At 39.7% G+C, this 17,572-nt stretch carries 16 protein-coding genes and 1 pseudogene; 11 read left to right on the forward strand and 6 right to left on the reverse strand.

Annotated features, from left to right (window positions below):
- Window positions 1-101: 101 nt before the first annotated feature.
- The gene (gene ltrA, locus H5202_RS08360; protein ID WP_182771675.1) at window positions 102-1,625 is read right to left on the reverse strand and encodes a group II intron reverse transcriptase/maturase; all 1,524 of its coding nucleotides are present in this window, start codon (window positions 1,623-1,625) and stop codon (window positions 102-104) included.
- A gap of 664 nt (window positions 1,626-2,289) precedes the next feature.
- A pseudogene (locus tag H5202_RS08365) lies at window positions 2,290-2,987 on the reverse strand (IS3-like element ISShfr6 family transposase); the annotation flags it as partial.
- 925 nt (window positions 2,988-3,912) lie between these two features.
- On the opposite strand from H5202_RS08365, the gene H5202_RS08370 reads away from it, so the two are divergent.
- From H5202_RS08370 to H5202_RS08405, 8 genes are all read left to right on the forward strand, one after another.
- Window positions 3,913-4,434 carry a MarR family winged helix-turn-helix transcriptional regulator gene (locus H5202_RS08370; RefSeq protein ID WP_182771676.1) on the forward strand — a complete coding sequence of 174 codons (522 nt, stop codon included), beginning with the start codon at window positions 3,913-3,915 and terminating at the stop codon, window positions 4,432-4,434.
- A gap of 38 nt (window positions 4,435-4,472) precedes the next feature.
- Window positions 4,473-6,149 (forward strand): alkaline phosphatase family protein, encoded by a 1,677-nt coding sequence (locus H5202_RS08375; RefSeq protein ID WP_182771677.1) that lies wholly within the window; start codon window positions 4,473-4,475, stop codon window positions 6,147-6,149.
- An 85-nt stretch (window positions 6,150-6,234) separates the two neighbouring features.
- The gene (locus H5202_RS08380; RefSeq protein ID WP_182771678.1) at window positions 6,235-7,089 is read left to right on the forward strand and encodes a CPBP family intramembrane glutamic endopeptidase; all 855 of its coding nucleotides are present in this window, start codon (window positions 6,235-6,237) and stop codon (window positions 7,087-7,089) included.
- A gap of 326 nt (window positions 7,090-7,415) precedes the next feature.
- A complete protein-coding gene (locus tag H5202_RS24780) occupies window positions 7,416-7,808 on the forward strand; it encodes a hypothetical protein (RefSeq protein WP_220493808.1) in 393 nt (130 codons plus the stop codon).
- A 1,025-nt stretch (window positions 7,809-8,833) separates the two neighbouring features.
- A complete protein-coding gene (locus H5202_RS08390; protein ID WP_182771679.1) occupies window positions 8,834-9,397 on the forward strand; it encodes a hypothetical protein in 564 nt (187 codons plus the stop codon).
- A gap of 124 nt (window positions 9,398-9,521) precedes the next feature.
- Window positions 9,522-10,043 carry a hypothetical protein gene (locus tag H5202_RS08395; protein WP_182771680.1) on the forward strand — a complete coding sequence of 174 codons (522 nt, stop codon included), beginning with the start codon at window positions 9,522-9,524 and terminating at the stop codon, window positions 10,041-10,043.
- A 206-nt stretch (window positions 10,044-10,249) separates the two neighbouring features.
- Window positions 10,250-10,741: a hypothetical protein gene (locus tag H5202_RS08400; protein WP_182771681.1), complete on the forward strand. Its 492-nt coding sequence runs from the start codon at window positions 10,250-10,252 to the stop codon at window positions 10,739-10,741.
- A gap of 487 nt (window positions 10,742-11,228) precedes the next feature.
- Entirely contained in the window at window positions 11,229-11,813 is a 585-nt protein-coding gene (locus tag H5202_RS08405; RefSeq protein ID WP_182771682.1) for a hypothetical protein, read from the forward strand.
- A 200-nt stretch (window positions 11,814-12,013) separates the two neighbouring features.
- Here H5202_RS08405 and H5202_RS08410 read toward each other — a convergent pair whose 3' ends face one another.
- The 4 genes from H5202_RS08410 to H5202_RS08425 all read right to left on the reverse strand — a co-directional run bounded on the left by H5202_RS08410 (window position 12,014) and on the right by H5202_RS08425 (window position 14,681).
- Window positions 12,014-12,427 carry a hypothetical protein gene (locus tag H5202_RS08410; protein WP_182771683.1) on the reverse strand — a complete coding sequence of 138 codons (414 nt, stop codon included), beginning with the start codon at window positions 12,425-12,427 and terminating at the stop codon, window positions 12,014-12,016.
- A 78-nt stretch (window positions 12,428-12,505) separates the two neighbouring features.
- Entirely contained in the window at window positions 12,506-13,264 is a 759-nt protein-coding gene (locus tag H5202_RS08415; RefSeq protein ID WP_182771684.1) for an IS5-like element ISSod6 family transposase, read from the reverse strand.
- Between the two features lie 366 nt (window positions 13,265-13,630).
- Window positions 13,631-14,257 (reverse strand): recombinase family protein, encoded by a 627-nt coding sequence (locus H5202_RS08420; protein WP_182771685.1) that lies wholly within the window; start codon window positions 14,255-14,257, stop codon window positions 13,631-13,633.
- A 13-nt stretch (window positions 14,258-14,270) separates the two neighbouring features.
- Complete coding sequence (locus tag H5202_RS08425) at window positions 14,271-14,681, reverse strand: hypothetical protein (protein WP_182771686.1); 411 nt, start codon at window positions 14,679-14,681, stop codon at window positions 14,271-14,273.
- A gap of 406 nt (window positions 14,682-15,087) precedes the next feature.
- Here H5202_RS08425 and H5202_RS08430 point away from each other — a divergent pair, with 406 nt between their 5' ends.
- From H5202_RS08430 to H5202_RS08440, 3 genes are all read left to right on the forward strand, one after another.
- Window positions 15,088-15,573, forward strand: a complete 486-nt coding sequence (locus H5202_RS08430; protein WP_182771687.1) for a hypothetical protein — start codon at window positions 15,088-15,090, stop codon at window positions 15,571-15,573.
- A gap of 310 nt (window positions 15,574-15,883) precedes the next feature.
- The gene (locus H5202_RS08435) at window positions 15,884-16,801 is read left to right on the forward strand and encodes a DUF2971 domain-containing protein (protein WP_182771688.1); all 918 of its coding nucleotides are present in this window, start codon (window positions 15,884-15,886) and stop codon (window positions 16,799-16,801) included.
- 200 nt (window positions 16,802-17,001) lie between these two features.
- The gene (locus H5202_RS08440) at window positions 17,002-17,433 is read left to right on the forward strand and encodes a hypothetical protein (protein WP_182771689.1); all 432 of its coding nucleotides are present in this window, start codon (window positions 17,002-17,004) and stop codon (window positions 17,431-17,433) included.
- Window positions 17,434-17,572: the final 139 nt, after the last annotated feature.

Here is a 17,572-nt window from a genome sequence, read left to right on the forward strand (position 1 = left end):
GCTTGGCATATTCTAATTTTTGAAGAGGGCTGACAGTAATTTTCGTTTTTCTAATCATGATAAATACCTTTAAGATTTTGCTTATTTTAAGCTATAAATCTCTACAGTTTCATTAGACCATTACAAACATCGCTATAGCGAGACGTGACAGTATTTCTAATTTCATCTCTGAGGTAGGGGTTTGCTTCTGGTGCTCGCCATCTAAAGGGTAATTTAGGGCTACTCACTAATCTAAATAGTGACGCGCCACATAAATTTCCACGATTGCTTTTGCCAAATAACACCCATGTCGTTGCCTGATTTGGTGTCGGACGTTTGATCCATTTCATCATTAACGATTTAATAGAACAACGATATTTCCTAGCCAACCACTTAGCGAGTTTCCAGAAAATAATACGGTCAATTTTGCTGTAAACTTTCGCGGTGTAATCAGTATGTCGATAAAATTGTGCCCAACCCTTAAGTTTGCGATTGAGTTGTTCCACTTTGTCTATCTTGCTACAGCTATGATCCCCTGATAAAGCCTGACTCAATGAATGAGAAAATGCTTTGGCTTTACCGTTTGGAATACCAGACACCACTCGCATATTTCCCTTAGGTCCACGCTTTCGAATGATCCTATGTCCGAGAAATATAAAACCGTCATTCACATGTGTAATATGAGTTTTATCCATATTTAACGTGAGTTGCAGCTTACCTTCTAGGAAGTGTCGACATTGGTCCCGAATTGCCTCTGCTTGTTGTTTATTGCCTTTGACAATCACTAGAAAGTCATCAGCATAACGGCAATAAGCAACAGCTGGTTTCCATTGTCTGTTTTCCTCAACCGCAGGTTTTCGCTTGATTTTGATACTGTGGTTCCAGTACCAGCGGTCTTTACGGGCTTTCTTACTCAAGTAACATTTATCCAAATATTGATCGAACTCATTAAGCATTATGTTTGACAATAACGGAGAAATTACACCACCTTGTGGTACGCCTTCGCTTGTTGCACAAAATAGGTTACGTTCAATGTGTCCAGCTTTAATGAAGCGCCAAAGCAAATCATTAAATCGACGGCAGTTGATCCGTTTACGAACACATTTCATCAATAATCGATGGTGAACTGTATCAAAATAGCTTGATAGGTCTCCTTCAATTATCCAGCGACCTCTAGGCTCATTGGATTCGGTCATTTGTAGTTTAACCGTACGAATGGCGTGATGGACACTGCGCTCTGGTCTAAAGCCATAGGACAACGAATGAAAATCATTTTCCCATATAGGCTCCATTGCCATGAGCATGGCACGTTGAGCTATTCTATCTCTAAGCGTTGGTATACCTAAAGGACGTAGCTTTCCATTGGCCTTGGGGATATAGATCCGTCTAGCAGGCATCGGTTGATAGTTACCTGACAGCAGATCATTTCTGATCTCATCAAGATAACCAGCCAAATTAGCCTGTATATGAATCTTTGTTAGTCCATCAACACCAGGCGTTTTAGCTCCTTTTGAAGAAAGCGTTACTTCAGCCGCTTGGCGAAGCCAATGCGGGTGACTGATAAGGCGCAGCAGTCGATTAACGCGGTGCGCTTTATCGGTTGCTGTCCATGTTGCTAATTTGCGTTGCATTTCGCTGATTATCAAAGGTCTTCACCTCATTAAGGTCAGATAATTTGCTCACGCAAATCAATTAAACTGTGTCCCTTCGCCATGTAATGGGCTTTCCCCATCTCAGACTACTACGAACACTCCGCCAGTTTGTTTGTCATCAGGGTCATGCTCCCTTAGCATTCAAAACAAACCTTCCCCGGTTTACCTACCTGAACTCGAACATATTGGGGTGGATGCCGATCGCAGTCTTTGACCTTATCGTGCTGTAAGGTGATGATGCTTAAACGCAGAATTGTGATTTAGCGTTTATCCATTAATAAGTACATATTTATTACTCATTAATTCGGCAATAGCGCCCATACATTTAGCACTATTACTGCACCATATTACCTGTTAATTCGTGTAGGCAATGGCGACGTTTCAGCCCATAGATGCGGGTTAATCGGTTCATGTTCTTCATCCGTCCAATACTTAGTCTAGAGGAGCATCTTGGCTTAACGAATTCGCCTCACTCCCCGTTGTCAGCGAGTTACATCACCTTATCAGCATACGATAAGTCACTGCCGCTCAGACTCAACTATCTGCACAACCAGATAGTGCCATAAACAATGTAGCTCCTGCCGTAGTGTTCATGTATTTCAGATAGACTCGTGGTTCATTAAAGCATTCCATGCTAGTGCTGAACTCCGGGCACACCATACGTCACATCACCACACCACACTTGATCTGGTTGAGTTACTGCAAACTGTCGATTAAGCGTGTTTGGGATCGCTATATGTTCTTGTGCAGCTTTCCTATAAGAATGCTTAGGCTGCTGACAGCTTAATAATCCAAGCTTTCTCATTAGATTACGGGCTCGATAACGACTGAGATTAATCCCTTTGTTAGTCACTAATTGCGCTATCGTTCGAGCACCGGCAGAGCCATTACTAATACGATGCGCGGCCTTCACTTCACTGCATAAAATTGTAAAATCAGCATCGATATGTTCTTTTCTTTTTAGCCAATATTTATAGCTACTTCGATGCACTTTGAATGCATTACAAATTGTGAGAATAGAGTGGCTCTGCTTGAGTGCGCTGATCAGCGTAAATTGTTCATCGAGTCTGACATCAAGAGAGCGGTAGCCTTTTTTAGAATAAGATTATGCTCCTCAAGACGGGCTACCTGTTTCTTCAGTTCACGGATTTCAATTTGCTCAGGGGTAATGGGAGAGGCTTTTGGCGTGCCACCCTGGCGTTCTAGTTTTAACTGTCTCACCCATTTATCCATGGTTGATTTACCCACGTTCATCGCCTTTGCTGCTTCGATGATGCTATGGTTTTTATCGAGGACTAATTGGGCTGCTTCAAGTTTGAATTCAGCACTAAATGTTTTTCTGGTTATCGATCTCATGTGTTCACCTAAAGTCATGTACGAGGTAATAATATCACCTCTATTTAGGTGGCCAAAATAACTATGCCACTACAAAAAGCTAAATATAGAACTGAGCGTGATAATGCGGTGGCGGCAAGAAAGATACTTGAGCAAAAGAATTCAGAACTAATGTTTAGGGCCTATGATCTGCAAGATGAATTGCTACAACACAAACAAACCATAACCCCTTTCACTGGTAAGCCTAAGTAGCCACATTATTTGGAATAGCGGTGTTTAACCAAATATGACAAGGAACTATGTGCCAGAAGAGGCCATTCCGCACTTTTGATGGTAACTTCGGCTTCACGCCCTAAGCAGACTAAAAACGTATCAGGTCGAACAGCAAAAATGAGCGAATTGCAGAACCTCAGATTGCGTTGGCTGGTCTTCGGCTATGGGTTGTGAACTCAACGGTGTGGATGCAACGTCATACTGTTTGAATTAGTTTAGTGCCGGAATTTAGTGGAAAGGTATTCTTATTAAAGCGATGTATGATCTCTACCACACTATTTGATCAGCTTGGTGTCGACCAAAAAAAAGGAATCCATACTCTACAAAAGAGTAACCTAATCGGTATCCATTGAGCAAAAAATGTCATTCAATTCTGCGTCAGTAGCGCAATGGTTTATCCGGATATCAAGCTTTACCTTTTGTCATCAGTTGCACACTACAAACCGTGCAACTATCTTTTTTACATAAAAAGGATGCTATTTTTCATAGCGTCTAATTCCCTTTAGTAGTGCTTATACAACCCCAAAGTTGAGCTGGATTTTCCCTCCGAAAACTTCGTAATGACATAAACTGTTACATTAAGCCGTTTGTTTGTTCTCGCTAATTAGTTATATTGGAAATCAATTGCGCAAGCGCTTGCCTAATTTGGCTTGGCATAACTAGAGCGTATTCGATGAGTACAGAAGATAAATTTTCTAATCAACTGAAATCTAATAATTCATTTTTAGCAAAAACGGTTTTTGACCTTCATAGACTTATTCAAGCGCAATCGGACGAGTTGTATCTAGAAAAAGATATGGGGTTTCCGGTCGCGGTATCGTCAACGCTGCTGTTTATGTCACAACAACTTAATGTGTCAACGATGCAAATTGCCACGGCGCTGAATATTACCCATCAACTTGTTTCACAGAGAATAAAGATGTTATTGAAATTAGGCTTGATTGAAGGGAGCACTTATGAAAACGATAAAAGAAAAACCTTATACAGTCTCACATCCAAAGGGCAGCAGAAAATTCAAGTTTTGAATTTGTATTGTCTTGATGCTGCAAACGCGTTTTCAGATTTGTCTGATGAAGTCGGCGTTGATTTACAGAAAGTATTGAATGCGGCTATTAATGCATTGCATAAAACGCCTTTCGGAAAACGGTTCCCAACCAACGTCCTCTCGTATGACGAGCAAACGTCGCGTAAGTGAAGGCTGTCCTGAGCACGAAATAGAACAAAGGTAAGATAATGATTTATTGTAAAAAACAGATTTTCTGTTTACTCGGGCTAGCAAGTTGCTTTGCGGTATATGCACAAGAGCAAAAGCCGACACTTGTTGTGGGTATTGTCGTCGACCAAATGCGGGCAGAGCAGCTATACCGTTACCAAAGTAAGTATTCTGAAAATGGTTTCAACCGACTCATGTCGAATGGTTTTAATTATAAAAATGCACAATATGATTATACACCCACGGTAACATCTGCTGGCCACGCATCCATTTACACAGGTACAACCCCCTCAAAGCACGGGATTATTTCGAACAGCTGGTACAATCGATATAATAATGGATATACAGGAAGCGTCGAAGACACTGAATTCGCCACTGTCGGCAGCAGACAACAAGTGTCGGTCGGTGCGTCGCCGGAAAATTTGCTGACAACGACAATATCGGATCAAATAAAGCTCAGCTCCCAACTTCGTTCTAAAGTTATCAGTATTTCACTTAAGGATAGAGCCGCAATACTCTCTGGCGGTCATCTCGCTGACGGTGTCTACTGGCAAGATACCTATGCGAGTTCCGGAAACTTTATAACAAGCTCATATTATATGCAGCAGCTTCCAGAATGGGTTAAAGCGTTCAACGATCAAGGTAGAGCTGACAAGTACTTAGATTCCACTTGGACACCCATGTTTGATATTGAACGCTATACAGAAAGCTACGCAGACAACAATACTTATGAAATCGTTCTAGGAGAAGAACGTGCCGTATTCCCGTATGACTTTAAAGTATTGAGAGAAAAGTATCGAAAGCGAAATTTAGAATACTTACTACTGGGCTTATCCCCATTTGGGAATACAGTAGTGACAGAGTTTGCACTGGAAGCACTTAAACGAGAAAACTTAGGTAAAAATGGTGAGACGGATGTTCTTTCAATCAGCTACTCGGTAACCGATAAAGTGGGACACCTATACGGTCCTAATTCAGTGGAGTTGGCCGATGTTTACGTGCGATTGGATAGAGAAATTGCAACCTTGCTAAATGAATTAGACCGCCACCTAGGTACGGAGAACTACATTGTCTTTTTAACGTCAGATCATGGAGCCATTCCTGTCGCCTCCTATTTAGACCATGTAGGTATTCCAGTCGATGTGGCCCGAGTTTCTCATTATAAGAAGATGTTAGAGAAGGGCCTCAATGAAAAACTGGGAGAAGGAGCTTGGCTACAACATTTCAGCGACGATCAAATTTATTTAAATCGAAAGTATATAAAGCAGCAGGGGTTGGCATTAAGTGATGTGCAGCGCGCAGCTTCCGATATTCTGGTTGAACTAGATGGTATACATGAAGCATTAACTGCGACCGACCTGCGAGTTCAAGGATATGTCAATCATGACTATAGGCATTTGGCGCAAAATGGCTATTACCAAAAGCGTTCGGGGGATTTGGTTTTAGTTTTTGAGTCAGGTGTCATTCAAGACGATGATTCTGAAATTCATGTGTCTCAGGTAAAAGGTACAGTGCATGGAAGTGGCTACGTATATGACACACATGTTCCTTTGCTCGTAATGGGGCCCGGATTAAAACACGGACAATCCGTCCGAAGGGTGTCGCCAACCGATATAGCGTCGACCCTCGCCATGATACTTAACATTCAACCGCCAAGTGGAAGCAGTGGCGAGCCTTTGTTTGAACTATTCCATTAGCAAATAGCGCATTTTTTAACGCTCAAACTTAATATGTGAAGACTATTACTTTGCAGTCAAATTTCGCCGCATAGGAAACGTAAATATGAAAATATCGAGAGACAGTGCATTGACGCTGAGTGTGTTTTTGTCCTTTGTTACGCTGTTTTACATTGTAGGATTTTGGTTAATCTTTCGCATGGCGCAAGCGACTCCATTGATGTTGTCAGTCGGATTCGCGACTATTGCAACCTGTTTGGTGCGACGTAAAAAACTGTCGAGTTTAGGTTGGGAGTGGGGGGCATGGAAATATCAGTGGATGAGTTACCTGATCCCGTTTTTCATCGTGTTTTGTGCATACAGCCTTATTTGGACTCTTGGTTTTGGCGATTTTTATAATGCTGATTTCCTCGCGGAGAAAAGGGAAAGCTATAACCTGAGTGATTGGAATGATTTCAGTATCTTCATGTTTCATTTCACCCTAATGGCATTGGTCAGTATTGTGATTTCCTTGCCTTCGATTTTAGGAGAAGAAATGGGCTGGCGAGGGTTGCTCGTGCCAGAACTATCAAAGTCTATGTCGTTTACAGGCGTTGTGTTGGTGAGCGGGGTGATTTGGTCGATGTTTCATTGGCCGCTGATTTTCTATGGCATGTATGGAAATCAAACGACGTCAATTTATTATCAGCTGTTTTGTTTTACCTTGTTTATTATCTCGACGGGTACAATCATGGCGTATATACGTTTAAAAACGAACAGCGTATGGACAGCTGTTACGTACCACGCAAGTTCAAATATTTTTATCCAGAAAGTGTTTAATCCAATGACCGTTGAAAAAGATGTGTCTGTATTCTTCGTTGATGAATTTGGGATAGTTCTCGCCATGGTGGCATCTTGCGTTGCATTCTTTTTCTGGACCAAGGGGAGAGTGGAATTCACTCCGGTTAGAATATCCAAGTAGTTAACCTTTAATAACAGTAAGTTAGTTAAGCGGTGTTCTTCCTACAGAGGACTTTCACCTCATTAGTTTATACCATGCTGGGCGTACACAAGCGCAGTAAAAGCGACCGCAAAAAGTGCGGCGCTTTCTGCGAGCGTTGAGGCTGTAGAAAAAGGTCGGAGCCAAAAAATATCTTAGGCTACGTTAAATGCATTTAGCGTTCAATGGTGAAACCTATCCACATTTCACGCAGCAACGCGTTTTTAGGGGCGATTTTGGCTAATTTTTATATTGGATTTTAAGATGAGGGTTTTTCTACTCCCTTGTTGATATTTTAAGGAGTAATTTTGAAATTCATCGCTCTAGTCGCTATCGCATTTTCTTTTAGTATTGCGGCTCAAACTGCAATGGTTAAAGTAAGTGGATTTGGACTTGAATATGAAATTGCAGGCAGCGGGAAATATACTGATAAACCTTTTATGACTATTGCTAAAATTGCATTTTCTCTCACGCTATTGGTTTTTAGCTTTGCTTCTGTTGCTGAAGGTAATACATCTAATGATTCATTCAATAAAGCCAAAAAGATGCTTGAACGGCAGGTGTATCAAGATCATAGAGAGACACTTTACTGTGGAGCAAAATTTGATGCTAAAAAGAACATCGAAGCGCCTGTTGGTTTTGTGACTACTACTCATTTAAAGCGGGCTAAGAGAATTGAATGGGAACACGTGCACCTTTAGATTTAAAAAGCTGAGAATAGCAAGAAAACCCTTGTGTAGGAGGGATTTTAAACATTCTCATCTAGCGCTCAAGTTTGAGGAGAAAAACTTGAGAATCTACCGTTCTCATTCTCATGTTTTTCTCCTCAAGTTCTTTGCTTGCCTTCTTGCGATAGGTAAAGGCCCCAACCTGAAATGGGACCTTTCATTTGGTTGCTCTTCGCCAATCGGGCGGAATATAAAATCTCAGCTCAACGGATGTCCAGTCTATTGACTGCCATTGAGCGCTGTACGGAGAGGCACTAATCTCATTTGAAATCATCATTTTCATTTCTCCTTGAATAAAGTTTTTCGAATTCTCTGGCAACGGAAGACCCGTTGGAAATGGGCTCACTTTCGTGTCCAGACACCAGTCTGTATCTGCATCGTTACAATGCAGTATTCGCTTTTTCCAACCTCCTCTACCTGAATCACTATCGGCTACGTTGGCTTCCCAAATGTGCGTTTATATTAAAGTTTGATAATTCTTAATAGTGTTTGATCATTTATAATATAGTTTGATATTTTTTGGCGATTTTGCTGAGGAAGCCGGTTAAGGACTAACACATTTCTGCCCCAAAGCTTGCTAGAACACCTTTGGACAATTGCAAATTGACGAATGAGTTGCCCTACAAATTCTTATTTACTCTGCCTTTATCCCTGCCTTTAGATCTTCTTAATGAGTGAGCGGAGCTGGATGGGTATACAGTCATATTCAAATTTAAGTCGTTTTGAGCGTTTTTAAACTCATTAGCTTGTGCATTTTTCCAGCCTGAAATCAACAAAATCTCTTAAAATCATTTGCATATACTTCCCCAAAATTAGTTAATATGTTTGGAAAACGCGCATGCGCGTTTTTCCTGATAGTGTATTTGATAAAAAGCTGGTAACTTCTTTGTAATACAATCAGTTAACTGTGCGCGTTTTCACTGGTCTAATGAGGTAAACACGCATGCGCACTAATAAAATGTTATGAATGCCTGAAATTTGGAGTGTGATTTTAACTTATGGATAAAAGAGAAATAGCTGCAAACTTAATACTACGGGCTGTTAAGTCATACGTAAATGCACAAAATGATATGGATTACATACAAGCTATTTTATTAGCTGGTTCTTCTGTTGGAATAACAGAACCATTATTGAGAGAGCAGCAAACTAAAACGGCTACGGAAAAATCAATTGATGTCATAATGAAGATGCGTGCATCTGATATTTTTTGGGAAGGTAGTAAATTAGTTATTAACCAAAATACTAAAACTTTGAGTCGCAGGGAAAGAGATGATATCTCTAAACGCACACGGATTTTTGATCGCGGTATCTATAATTCTCTCAAACATACCGGTAAACCTAAACAGGACTTAAGTCCTTCTGACGATGTTATTATTGAAGCAGATTTTCAAAATGAGGCAGAAGAAATCATTTATGATGCAGTGCATGATTTTAATTCCTTAAAATTTGATGAGAACTTTCAATATCATCAACTTCCTGAAGAGATAATTCTTTTATTAAATTGTGGTGATCCTATGGGGATTATACCTGATCCTGTTGCAAAACAGCGTACGCATTCATAACAAGGTTTTTCAAGTCGGACAAATTACAGTTGGCTTTTTGTTCGTGCCTCACTTATTTTAGCCAACTGCAATTTGCCGCTTAAAACAGCGTTATGCACTACTAAACTAAAAGGCCGGTTTAAAAATGGAATTACTTTGTAATTTGATCGCTGGTAATGAAAAGCTTGTCCTTGGATCATTATTCACTCTCTTTGGTGTATTAGTCGCCGGAATTATTAATTTTTTGCTTAAACGTTTAGAGTTAAGTCATGCTCGTAAAATGAAAAAAATAGAATTCGCGTCATCCTTCAAACAGGAAAATCTTTTCAAACCAGTTGTATCTTTTTTAGAGGCTGACCTTATTGCTCTGCAAGCTGTTTATGGGCTCCTTTTCGTCGAAAAAAAAGACCGGCGTGAAGTGAAAATTAATAATGATCATTTAGTGATGCTATCTTCCATTGAGGCCCGAATTAAAGCCCTGACAGATAGTGCTACATATGAAAAATTTAATGAGTACTCACGAAAGCGGCTAAGAATTGGAAATGCACTAGAAAATATAGAGCTAGACCCGTATGCAGAGTTAAAGTCTGCTATCGAACTGGCCTCAAATATCATGAAAACACTATATGAGCAGGCAACAGACATTGAAATCAAAACTACGCATTGAGATCTCGCATAACAAGGCGCATCACTCGCGGCCTGCGATCGCTGGGACGTCAACCTGCTGCGCAGCTCGCCGCCCGTGTGCTTTGCGTTAATCCATAGAAATTTTAATCCTAAACTCACGAATTAGATTTGGAAACCTAGCTCGCTTCTGTCCAACAATTTTTTGCCTCTTAATGAGGCGTAATACAACTATCGAAAGTACTGAGCATGCCTAATCCTTTCATTTCTGAAACTTACGAACCGCCTAAGATTTTTGACAATAAGTATTTTCATTTTAGAGTTCTTGAAGACGAAATTGCAGAATTAGATTATGAAGCTGTAATGTCTAGTCAAAAAAGGTTGCAAGGAATTTTTGGCTCAGGTTTTGAGTGGCCTAGAAGTGATATGACACTTGAAGAAAGTGCAGCTAGCTTAAAAGTCCATAAACAAGAGTTTGAATCACGACAGGCGTTTGCTTATTCAGTATTTAATAAATCAAAAAACAAATGCCTCGGCTCTGTTTACATCGACCCGAGCGATTCTCCTCACTTTCAATGTGTAGTCCATTTATGGATTCGAAATGATAGCATCGAACTAGATAATGAGCTTTTTCAAACAGTCCGTAAATGGCTCTCTGAGGAATGGCATTTTTCTAAAGCTGCATTTCCAGGGCGGTGTATTTCATGGGAAGATTGGTCTGATGAGTTAAAAATTGTATAATAAGCATTAAGGAACGGGTGTTAGCGTGTATCCGATTGCCATACTTTCCCTAATGACAATCATCACTTCAAGAGCTTTAACTCTAACCAATAATTGTCCATTTTCAAGTTAGCGTGGCCAACACATTTCTGCCCCAAAGCTTGCTTCAAATTAAAAAAAGCAAGTCGGGCGAATAAAGCTGTATCGATAGAAAAGCTAATGTGATGTTGTTACTTTCAACCTAGAAGCCATGCCTGTCCGATCTTTCACTGAATCAAGTTCAATAATGAGTCAGACGTGAGCGGTAAAAGAATGAGGAAGCTAAAGCAATATCAAGTGATTACCTATGGAAACTGTATAAAAACCGCTACCGCAAAAAAGTAAATTCCTGTAGCATCATTTATACCAATTGTCATGGATGTGGCAGCGGCCAAGTCCAATAAGCGATTTATGCCTTGCAGACAGCGCAACGCATAAATACTAAGGCGTTACATTTGATAGGGGGAATATGGGTAAAGTTAAGCTGAAGGTAAAAAGAAAGCGCAATTATCGTATCCACAACGACTTATCAAACGGTGCATTTCATTTTAAAAAAGAACTTGAAAGGCGGCTTGTTGATGGCAACGAAAGTGGTATCACTTATGTTTCTATGTCTTGTTTAATCATGCTAGCTTTCGCAATAGAAGCAAAGATAAACTTTATTGGCGAAAAGTGCGTTGAGGGATGGATAGAACGAAAGCCCTTTAGAGAAAAGCTAAAGCAGGTCTGCAAAGCCTTAGAAATTAATCTAGACGAGAACGGCTTAAGACAAACAATATATCTTTTAAACACATGTCGAGACGACGTTGCTCATGGTAAACCTATTACTTTATCAGATACTTATGAAGTGATCGTACCACAAGGAGAGGAGCACCATCCCAAGGATTTGATTCCAAAGTGGATGGAAATCTGTACTGCCAAAAAGACTATAGGTATATATGCTGATATTAATGACTTTCTACAGCAACTTTTAGAGAAATCCGGATTAGGTACATTCGATGCAACCTCTAATGGAGAGTTTGAAGTTGGATTTGTCGAGAATGTTGAAAGCTAAAAACATAATCGGGTAGCCTGAGGTATCTAGCCTCCAGCCCCCACACCACACTGCATGCGGCTCCGCACAGGGCGGTTCAATTAGAACGCCTAATCTAAACTTTCTGTGTTGACATTGTGCTTTTTAGGCTTTGCAATTAAATAGGTATTATGCTCAACATACTTAGGATTGTTGCTAAGACAAATTTCAATTTGCTCTTTTTATATCTTTTTTTGATTTCGACTCAAATACCAAAATTTTCCATATGAATCTTTTGCAAAAAACTTATCGAGTTTTTGCAAGTGTAACTTTATTAATGGGGTACTCAGTTGAATTGGCTCTGACGGTTGCAATAGCCGAGGAGAATTCGGAGTATTAAGGACGTTTGCAACAGCTTTTTCTTCATCTTTGTATATGTAACCAAATGACACCATCCAAATTGGAGCGGAACTCAAATTTGTGACGGTAAGACCTATGTGGTGCTCATTTGTCTTAGGATCTGTGATAATTGATGTTTCTAACTTTAGCTTTCTTCGATTGAGAAAAGGTTGATAAAACAATGCTACCAGAACAGCAAGTAGAGTAGATATTGCACCAATTGCATTCCAATCAATCGTTCCCAACTTAATTTCCATTCGCTCACCTTGTCCATTCGTTCTAAAACATTAATTTTTATATCTAGGGTCTGTTGATCTTTGCTGTACAAATGTTATTCAGCAATATATCGGCAGCCACATTAACATAAACGCCAGTGACACCATACTGGCGTAATTTCTTGCTAGCTTGTCATATCTTGTTGATATTGCTCGATAGTGTTTAATTCTTCCAAAAGCATTCTCCACTAAATGTCGATACCGATATAAGCACCAATCGACTCTTTCTTGAGGTGTATTCTTATAGCGGCGCCTTGGAATAACAGATTTCCCGCCTTTATTTGCGATAAGTTTACGAAAAGCATCGCTGTCATAACCTTTATCTGCAATGACGGTATCAACCTGCTTCAGGTGTTCAATTAAGCTGGGGGCGTGTGTAATATCGTGTTTTTGGCCTTCTGATAATTCGAAATAAATCGGTAATCCTCCGCTGTCGACGGCTAAGTGAATTTTGGTTGAATTACCGCCTCGACTTTTACCAATACTCTCATTACTTAGCGTCGCTGCACCTGCACTGTGCTGGTGAGCCCGTACTATTGAGCCATCAATAAAGACCCATTCTATATCAGCAAGATTGGCTAAAGCCTTGAATAAATGTGCTAGAACGCCTTTCTTAGACCATAAATGAAACCGTCTAAATACCGTGCTCCAATGACCGAACTCTTTAGGTAAATCTCGCCAAGGGATACCTGTTCTAAGGCGGTAAAGAATACCTTCGAATGTTTGTCTATGTTCAGGTTTGTCATAAACACGGCCTGTGCTTTTCATTAAATGAAATAGCTTTTCCCAGCGTGCATCGGTTAGCATAAGTCTTCGCATGGCTTGAGGTTATGGTTACTTTTGGCGAAGCAAATTATAACGTCTTGCCATGCTGTCTAAAAATCACTCTCGAAAGATCAACAGACCCTAGTTACCAGCTAAAACATTGCTATCCTTCGAGCCGAGAGTCCAGAATAATCCATTTAATAACCTGATAGCTCTTTTTCTCTCAAACAAAATGCCGTGTTGATCGATTCGAGATTGGCAAACTTTTCTCGAGAAGATAAAGATTGATTATGCAAAGTTTTTCTTTCTGCACCAGACACTTGTATATCAAGAGTATCGAGACATTTACTCGCTTTAAATTTACGAAGCCAATCAAAATCCAATTCACTTAGCGAGGTAGGGTCTATAAAATTGCACTTCCTACTTACCTAAACTCTTCATTTTTAACTGACGCCATACCCGCTTTACTGTCGCTTCACTGCACTTAGCTTTTATCGCGGTGTCACTAATAGATTCCCCCGATTTTCTCAAAGCAATTATTAAATTGTGAGTATCTTCATTAGCCTGCCGGCCTTTGTATCGCCCTGCGACTTTCGCTAGTTTAATCCCCTGCTTCTGACGCTCCCTTCGATCTTCGTAATCATCCCTCGCAGACTGTAAGGCGAGCTTCAAAAGCATAGCTTGAACAGACTCTAAGACTATCCGCGCCATACCATCAGAATTATTGACTAAATCAGACAAATCCATAACGCCAGGTATGCACAATTTAGCGCCAGTATCTTTAATTGTTTGGATAAGACTTTCTGCTTCTTGGAGCGGCAACCGGCTAATTCTGTCTAATTTCTCGGATATAACGACTTCGCCAGGTTGTAAGTCATTAATCAGGCGCAAAAGTTCTGGACGGTCTGCTCGAGCACCTGAGGCTTTTTCTCTATAAATCCCCGCTATGTAATAACCTTCGGCCTTGGCGTTAGTTACTAGCTGCTCTTGCCGTTCTAGGTCTTGGCTTTCAGAGCTAACACGCATATAGATTCTAGCTATTTTCATATCATTTACTTGTTCAAATCCAATCAGGATCAAATGGATTTTCAGAACAAAGAGCTTCTAAAGTAATAGGCAAATTAGAGTTATTTAACCGCTTGAAATTATTAACAACTATTACAATGGCCGTATCTTGATCCATACCTCCATCAGTTAACCTTTTTATTGCTTGTTGTAAAAGTTGATTTAATTCATCCTCAGGCGTGCGAAGTTTTACATCAGGAACAAGCACTAATTCATGAGTGGGAAAATCAATTTGATTCGTCCGACCGTTAATGCGATATGTACAGCTTGTATAACCCTTTTTAGTAGCAGCTTTAAAATTGCCATTACTGGTTTTTACCCCCCCTATTGAAGCAGAACCATTAACTACCATTACGCTATTTACTGTTGGATGGGTCACTCTTTGTCCTTTCTTAAAATCAACCATAAAAAATCCCTTACAATTGCCGAGCACAAAATAGCTTATTTGAGTATACCCATAAGAACCTGTTATTAGCACTAGGTTCATTTAGATATTCTGCAATATAAATGAGCTACAACAAATAAACCACTCAAATGAGCCCCCTATCTCCTCCCATTTTATAAGGGTAGCTTTTGAACTCTACAGAAGTCCCCCATGAGGTAAGGGAAAATCACCACTTTTACTTGCATTATTGACCGCCCCGTCATACTATTGACTTGTAGCTTGTGGCGGTAGGAACATCCCCACGTAAAAAACCCAAATTCCCGTATTATTGTGGCGGTAGGAACATCCCCACGTAAAAAACCCAAATTCCCGTATTAGCTACCGTAAACCCCAGTTTAACAACTGGGGTTTTTCGTATGGAGCAATTGTGCAATTAAAAAAACTTACACCGTCTTTCTACATAGATAACCAAACGCTAATTCAAGCTCTAGATTTTGATATGAAACTAGGCGAATGGATGCCAGGCAAAGTTAGAGGCCACGGAATAGTAAAAATTTCCTTGGGTGATCTAACGTTTGCAATACCAGTGCATTCAAACATAAGACATGATGCGTCCTTAATCCTTGTCCGAAACAAAACTCATCCAGATCCTAGAATTAAAGGTATGGGACTTGATTACGCAAAAGCAATGCTTATCAAGGATGATACTCACATTTCCGATGAAGTATTTGGGTTAAAACCAAGGTGGGCTATAAAACATCTTGAAGGTAAAGAGCATCACGTTGAGAAACAATTTACCGCTTATGTTGATAAATATGTTCAAGCCCAAATTACTAATGATATATATGTCTTAAATAGTATGGAGTATAGATTCTCTACGCTAGTGAACTACCATACCGAGCTAGGATTATAATGTGAGAGAGTAATAAATTCTCATACCAAGTAATAAAGATTCATACTGAGTATTAAAGTATCATACTAAAATGGCAGCGTTCACAGTCGATACGCTGCCATTCCTAAATCGAAAATGCCCCCAAAGCGTGTCAGCCGCATAACACACTACTATCTTTGGCAACTAACCATTGACCAAATTTTAGTAATGGAACAAAGTAATTATGAATTTATGACCAATTTGGCTCTGCCACTACAGTTTGAGTTTGTGATGAGAGTTGCCAGTCCCTTAGGCAGGCGTTTGTTTTTTCGTATATGGATGATCGATTCAAATGTCAAAAATATATAAATACTTTTCAAATGATGTAATCGAACTAGTTTTCCAAAAAGAAGGATTTTGTGGTGTAAAATGTTCTTTACCTCAGGATTACAATGATCCTTATGAGCTTTTCCTTGGTATGGATTTGAACACTCCTGCTGATCAACTTGCTTTTTATAATGATATTATTTCTGGTATTCCCCAAAGCCCAACGACATGTTTTTCTAAATCTCCGATTGTTTCCCCTATGTGGGCGCATTATGCAAATAATCATACAGGATTCGTATTAGAGTTTGATTTAGATAAGTTGCAAGAGCACTTTAAAGGTAACCCAATTTGGGATGTTACATACAGAGATGCACCAAGTGAGCACCTTCAACCTATCCTTCAAAGAGCTGCAGTTTTAAAAAAACCACGTCACTCTTATGCGTTACAAGAATATGTTTTTGTTGAATCATATTTTGCTAAATATGATGACTGGAAATACGAGCAAGAATGCAGGTTTGTTGATATAAAAAAAGTATCGGAGAAAGTAGCGGGGAACGATATTTTATACATTCCCTGTGATTTGGTAACTAGTATTATCATTGGTTCAAAATACTCTAAAGAAAACATTAATTTGACGAAAGAAATAGCTAAAAAATATGAATTAACTTGGTATGAGTTAGTTATTGGTAAAAGCCACCCAAAACCATATATTAAAAATGAGTCTGGTGATGTTTTTACATTCTCTCAGAGCGATATTTTAATTGCGCCTCATACTTGTGATAGTTGCTCAGAGCCACTAGTAGCAGAGAGCGATTTGTGTCCTTGGTGTTGCATAACCGAAGCCCATAAGGATGACGCCGCAAGAAGTAACCCATTTAGAATGTTAAGTTCAATGGGGCAGCTAGACAGCTACATGAAAGCTATGAGTAAAATTAGGAAATAGTTTCGTAAACAAAAAATACAAGTCGTTAAAAGGGGGAACAGTAGGCTTTTGCTCTTTCGATGCAAATTATTGCCTTTCAACTTTTTATGAATCTCATTTAAGCAATTTTAGCTCTTACAAGTTGTAGACAAACTGAAAGTACATTATGTTGTTCATCTAAAATGGATGACCAGATTTTTCTTTTCAACAAGGAGTTCATTTTGCAAGATTTGGTCGAACGGTTTTGCGTTGCTTTAATCGATGAGTTGAATGAAGCTGAATACTTAAATCCTGAGCTAAGTTCTTTCCCTCATGGCTCTTGCGCAGCTATTAGCCAGATGGTTGCGCTATATTTGGACGCTAAAGGAGTTGAAGAAGTCGTATTTACTCGAAATCGAGCAATTATCTCGGGTAGAAATAGTGTTCACTATTGGGTGCTCGTCGGTTCTGAGGTAATCATTGACCTAACCGCAGAGCAATTTGACGAATTTAAGGGTAGCTGCATACGACTCGTCACTGACTCTCCATTTCATAGTCAATTTGAGCAGCTTAGTTTTAGTCGACCAAATTTGGATAGTTTGGTACGCCCAGGAATTGGTGCCGACAATATTGTTTTCTATAAAAGGTTGTTATCTAGGCTCGGGAGCGCATAACACATATGAGCCTTCCGCCAGTCAATAGGCGAGCCTAACTTATTTGACTGCTTTTGCAGTCAAATTAAAATCAATCAACAAATTCATCTACTTCGTCTGTCATTTAGCTGTCAAATCATCGTTTACAGCAAACACATAT

It is taken from the genome of Shewanella sp. SG41-4 (assembly GCF_014164505.1).
Lineage (GTDB): Bacteria > Pseudomonadota > Gammaproteobacteria > Enterobacterales > Shewanellaceae > Shewanella.

Coding starts and splice junctions, on each gene's coding strand:
- H5202_RS08370 (WP_182771676.1), top strand. CDS start 3,913: ATGAGTACAGAAGATAAATTTTCTAATCAACTGAAATCTAATAATTCA.
- H5202_RS08375 (WP_182771677.1), top strand. CDS start 4,473: ATGATTTATTGTAAAAAACAGATTTTCTGTTTACTCGGGCTAGCAAGT.
- H5202_RS08380 (WP_182771678.1), top strand. CDS start 6,235: ATGAAAATATCGAGAGACAGTGCATTGACGCTGAGTGTGTTTTTGTCC.
- H5202_RS08390 (WP_182771679.1), top strand. CDS start 8,834: ATGGATAAAAGAGAAATAGCTGCAAACTTAATACTACGGGCTGTTAAG.
- H5202_RS08395 (WP_182771680.1), top strand. CDS start 9,522: ATGGAATTACTTTGTAATTTGATCGCTGGTAATGAAAAGCTTGTCCTT.
- H5202_RS08400 (WP_182771681.1), top strand. CDS start 10,250: ATGCCTAATCCTTTCATTTCTGAAACTTACGAACCGCCTAAGATTTTT.
- H5202_RS08405 (WP_182771682.1), top strand. CDS start 11,229: ATGGGTAAAGTTAAGCTGAAGGTAAAAAGAAAGCGCAATTATCGTATC.
- H5202_RS08410 (WP_182771683.1), bottom strand. CDS start 12,427: ATGGAAATTAAGTTGGGAACGATTGATTGGAATGCAATTGGTGCAATA.
- H5202_RS08415 (WP_182771684.1), bottom strand. CDS start 13,264: ATGCGAAGACTTATGCTAACCGATGCACGCTGGGAAAAGCTATTTCAT.
- H5202_RS08420 (WP_182771685.1), bottom strand. CDS start 14,257: ATGAAAATAGCTAGAATCTATATGCGTGTTAGCTCTGAAAGCCAAGAC.
- H5202_RS08425 (WP_182771686.1), bottom strand. CDS start 14,681: ATGGTTGATTTTAAGAAAGGACAAAGAGTGACCCATCCAACAGTAAAT.
- H5202_RS08435 (WP_182771688.1), top strand. CDS start 15,884: ATGTCAAAAATATATAAATACTTTTCAAATGATGTAATCGAACTAGTT.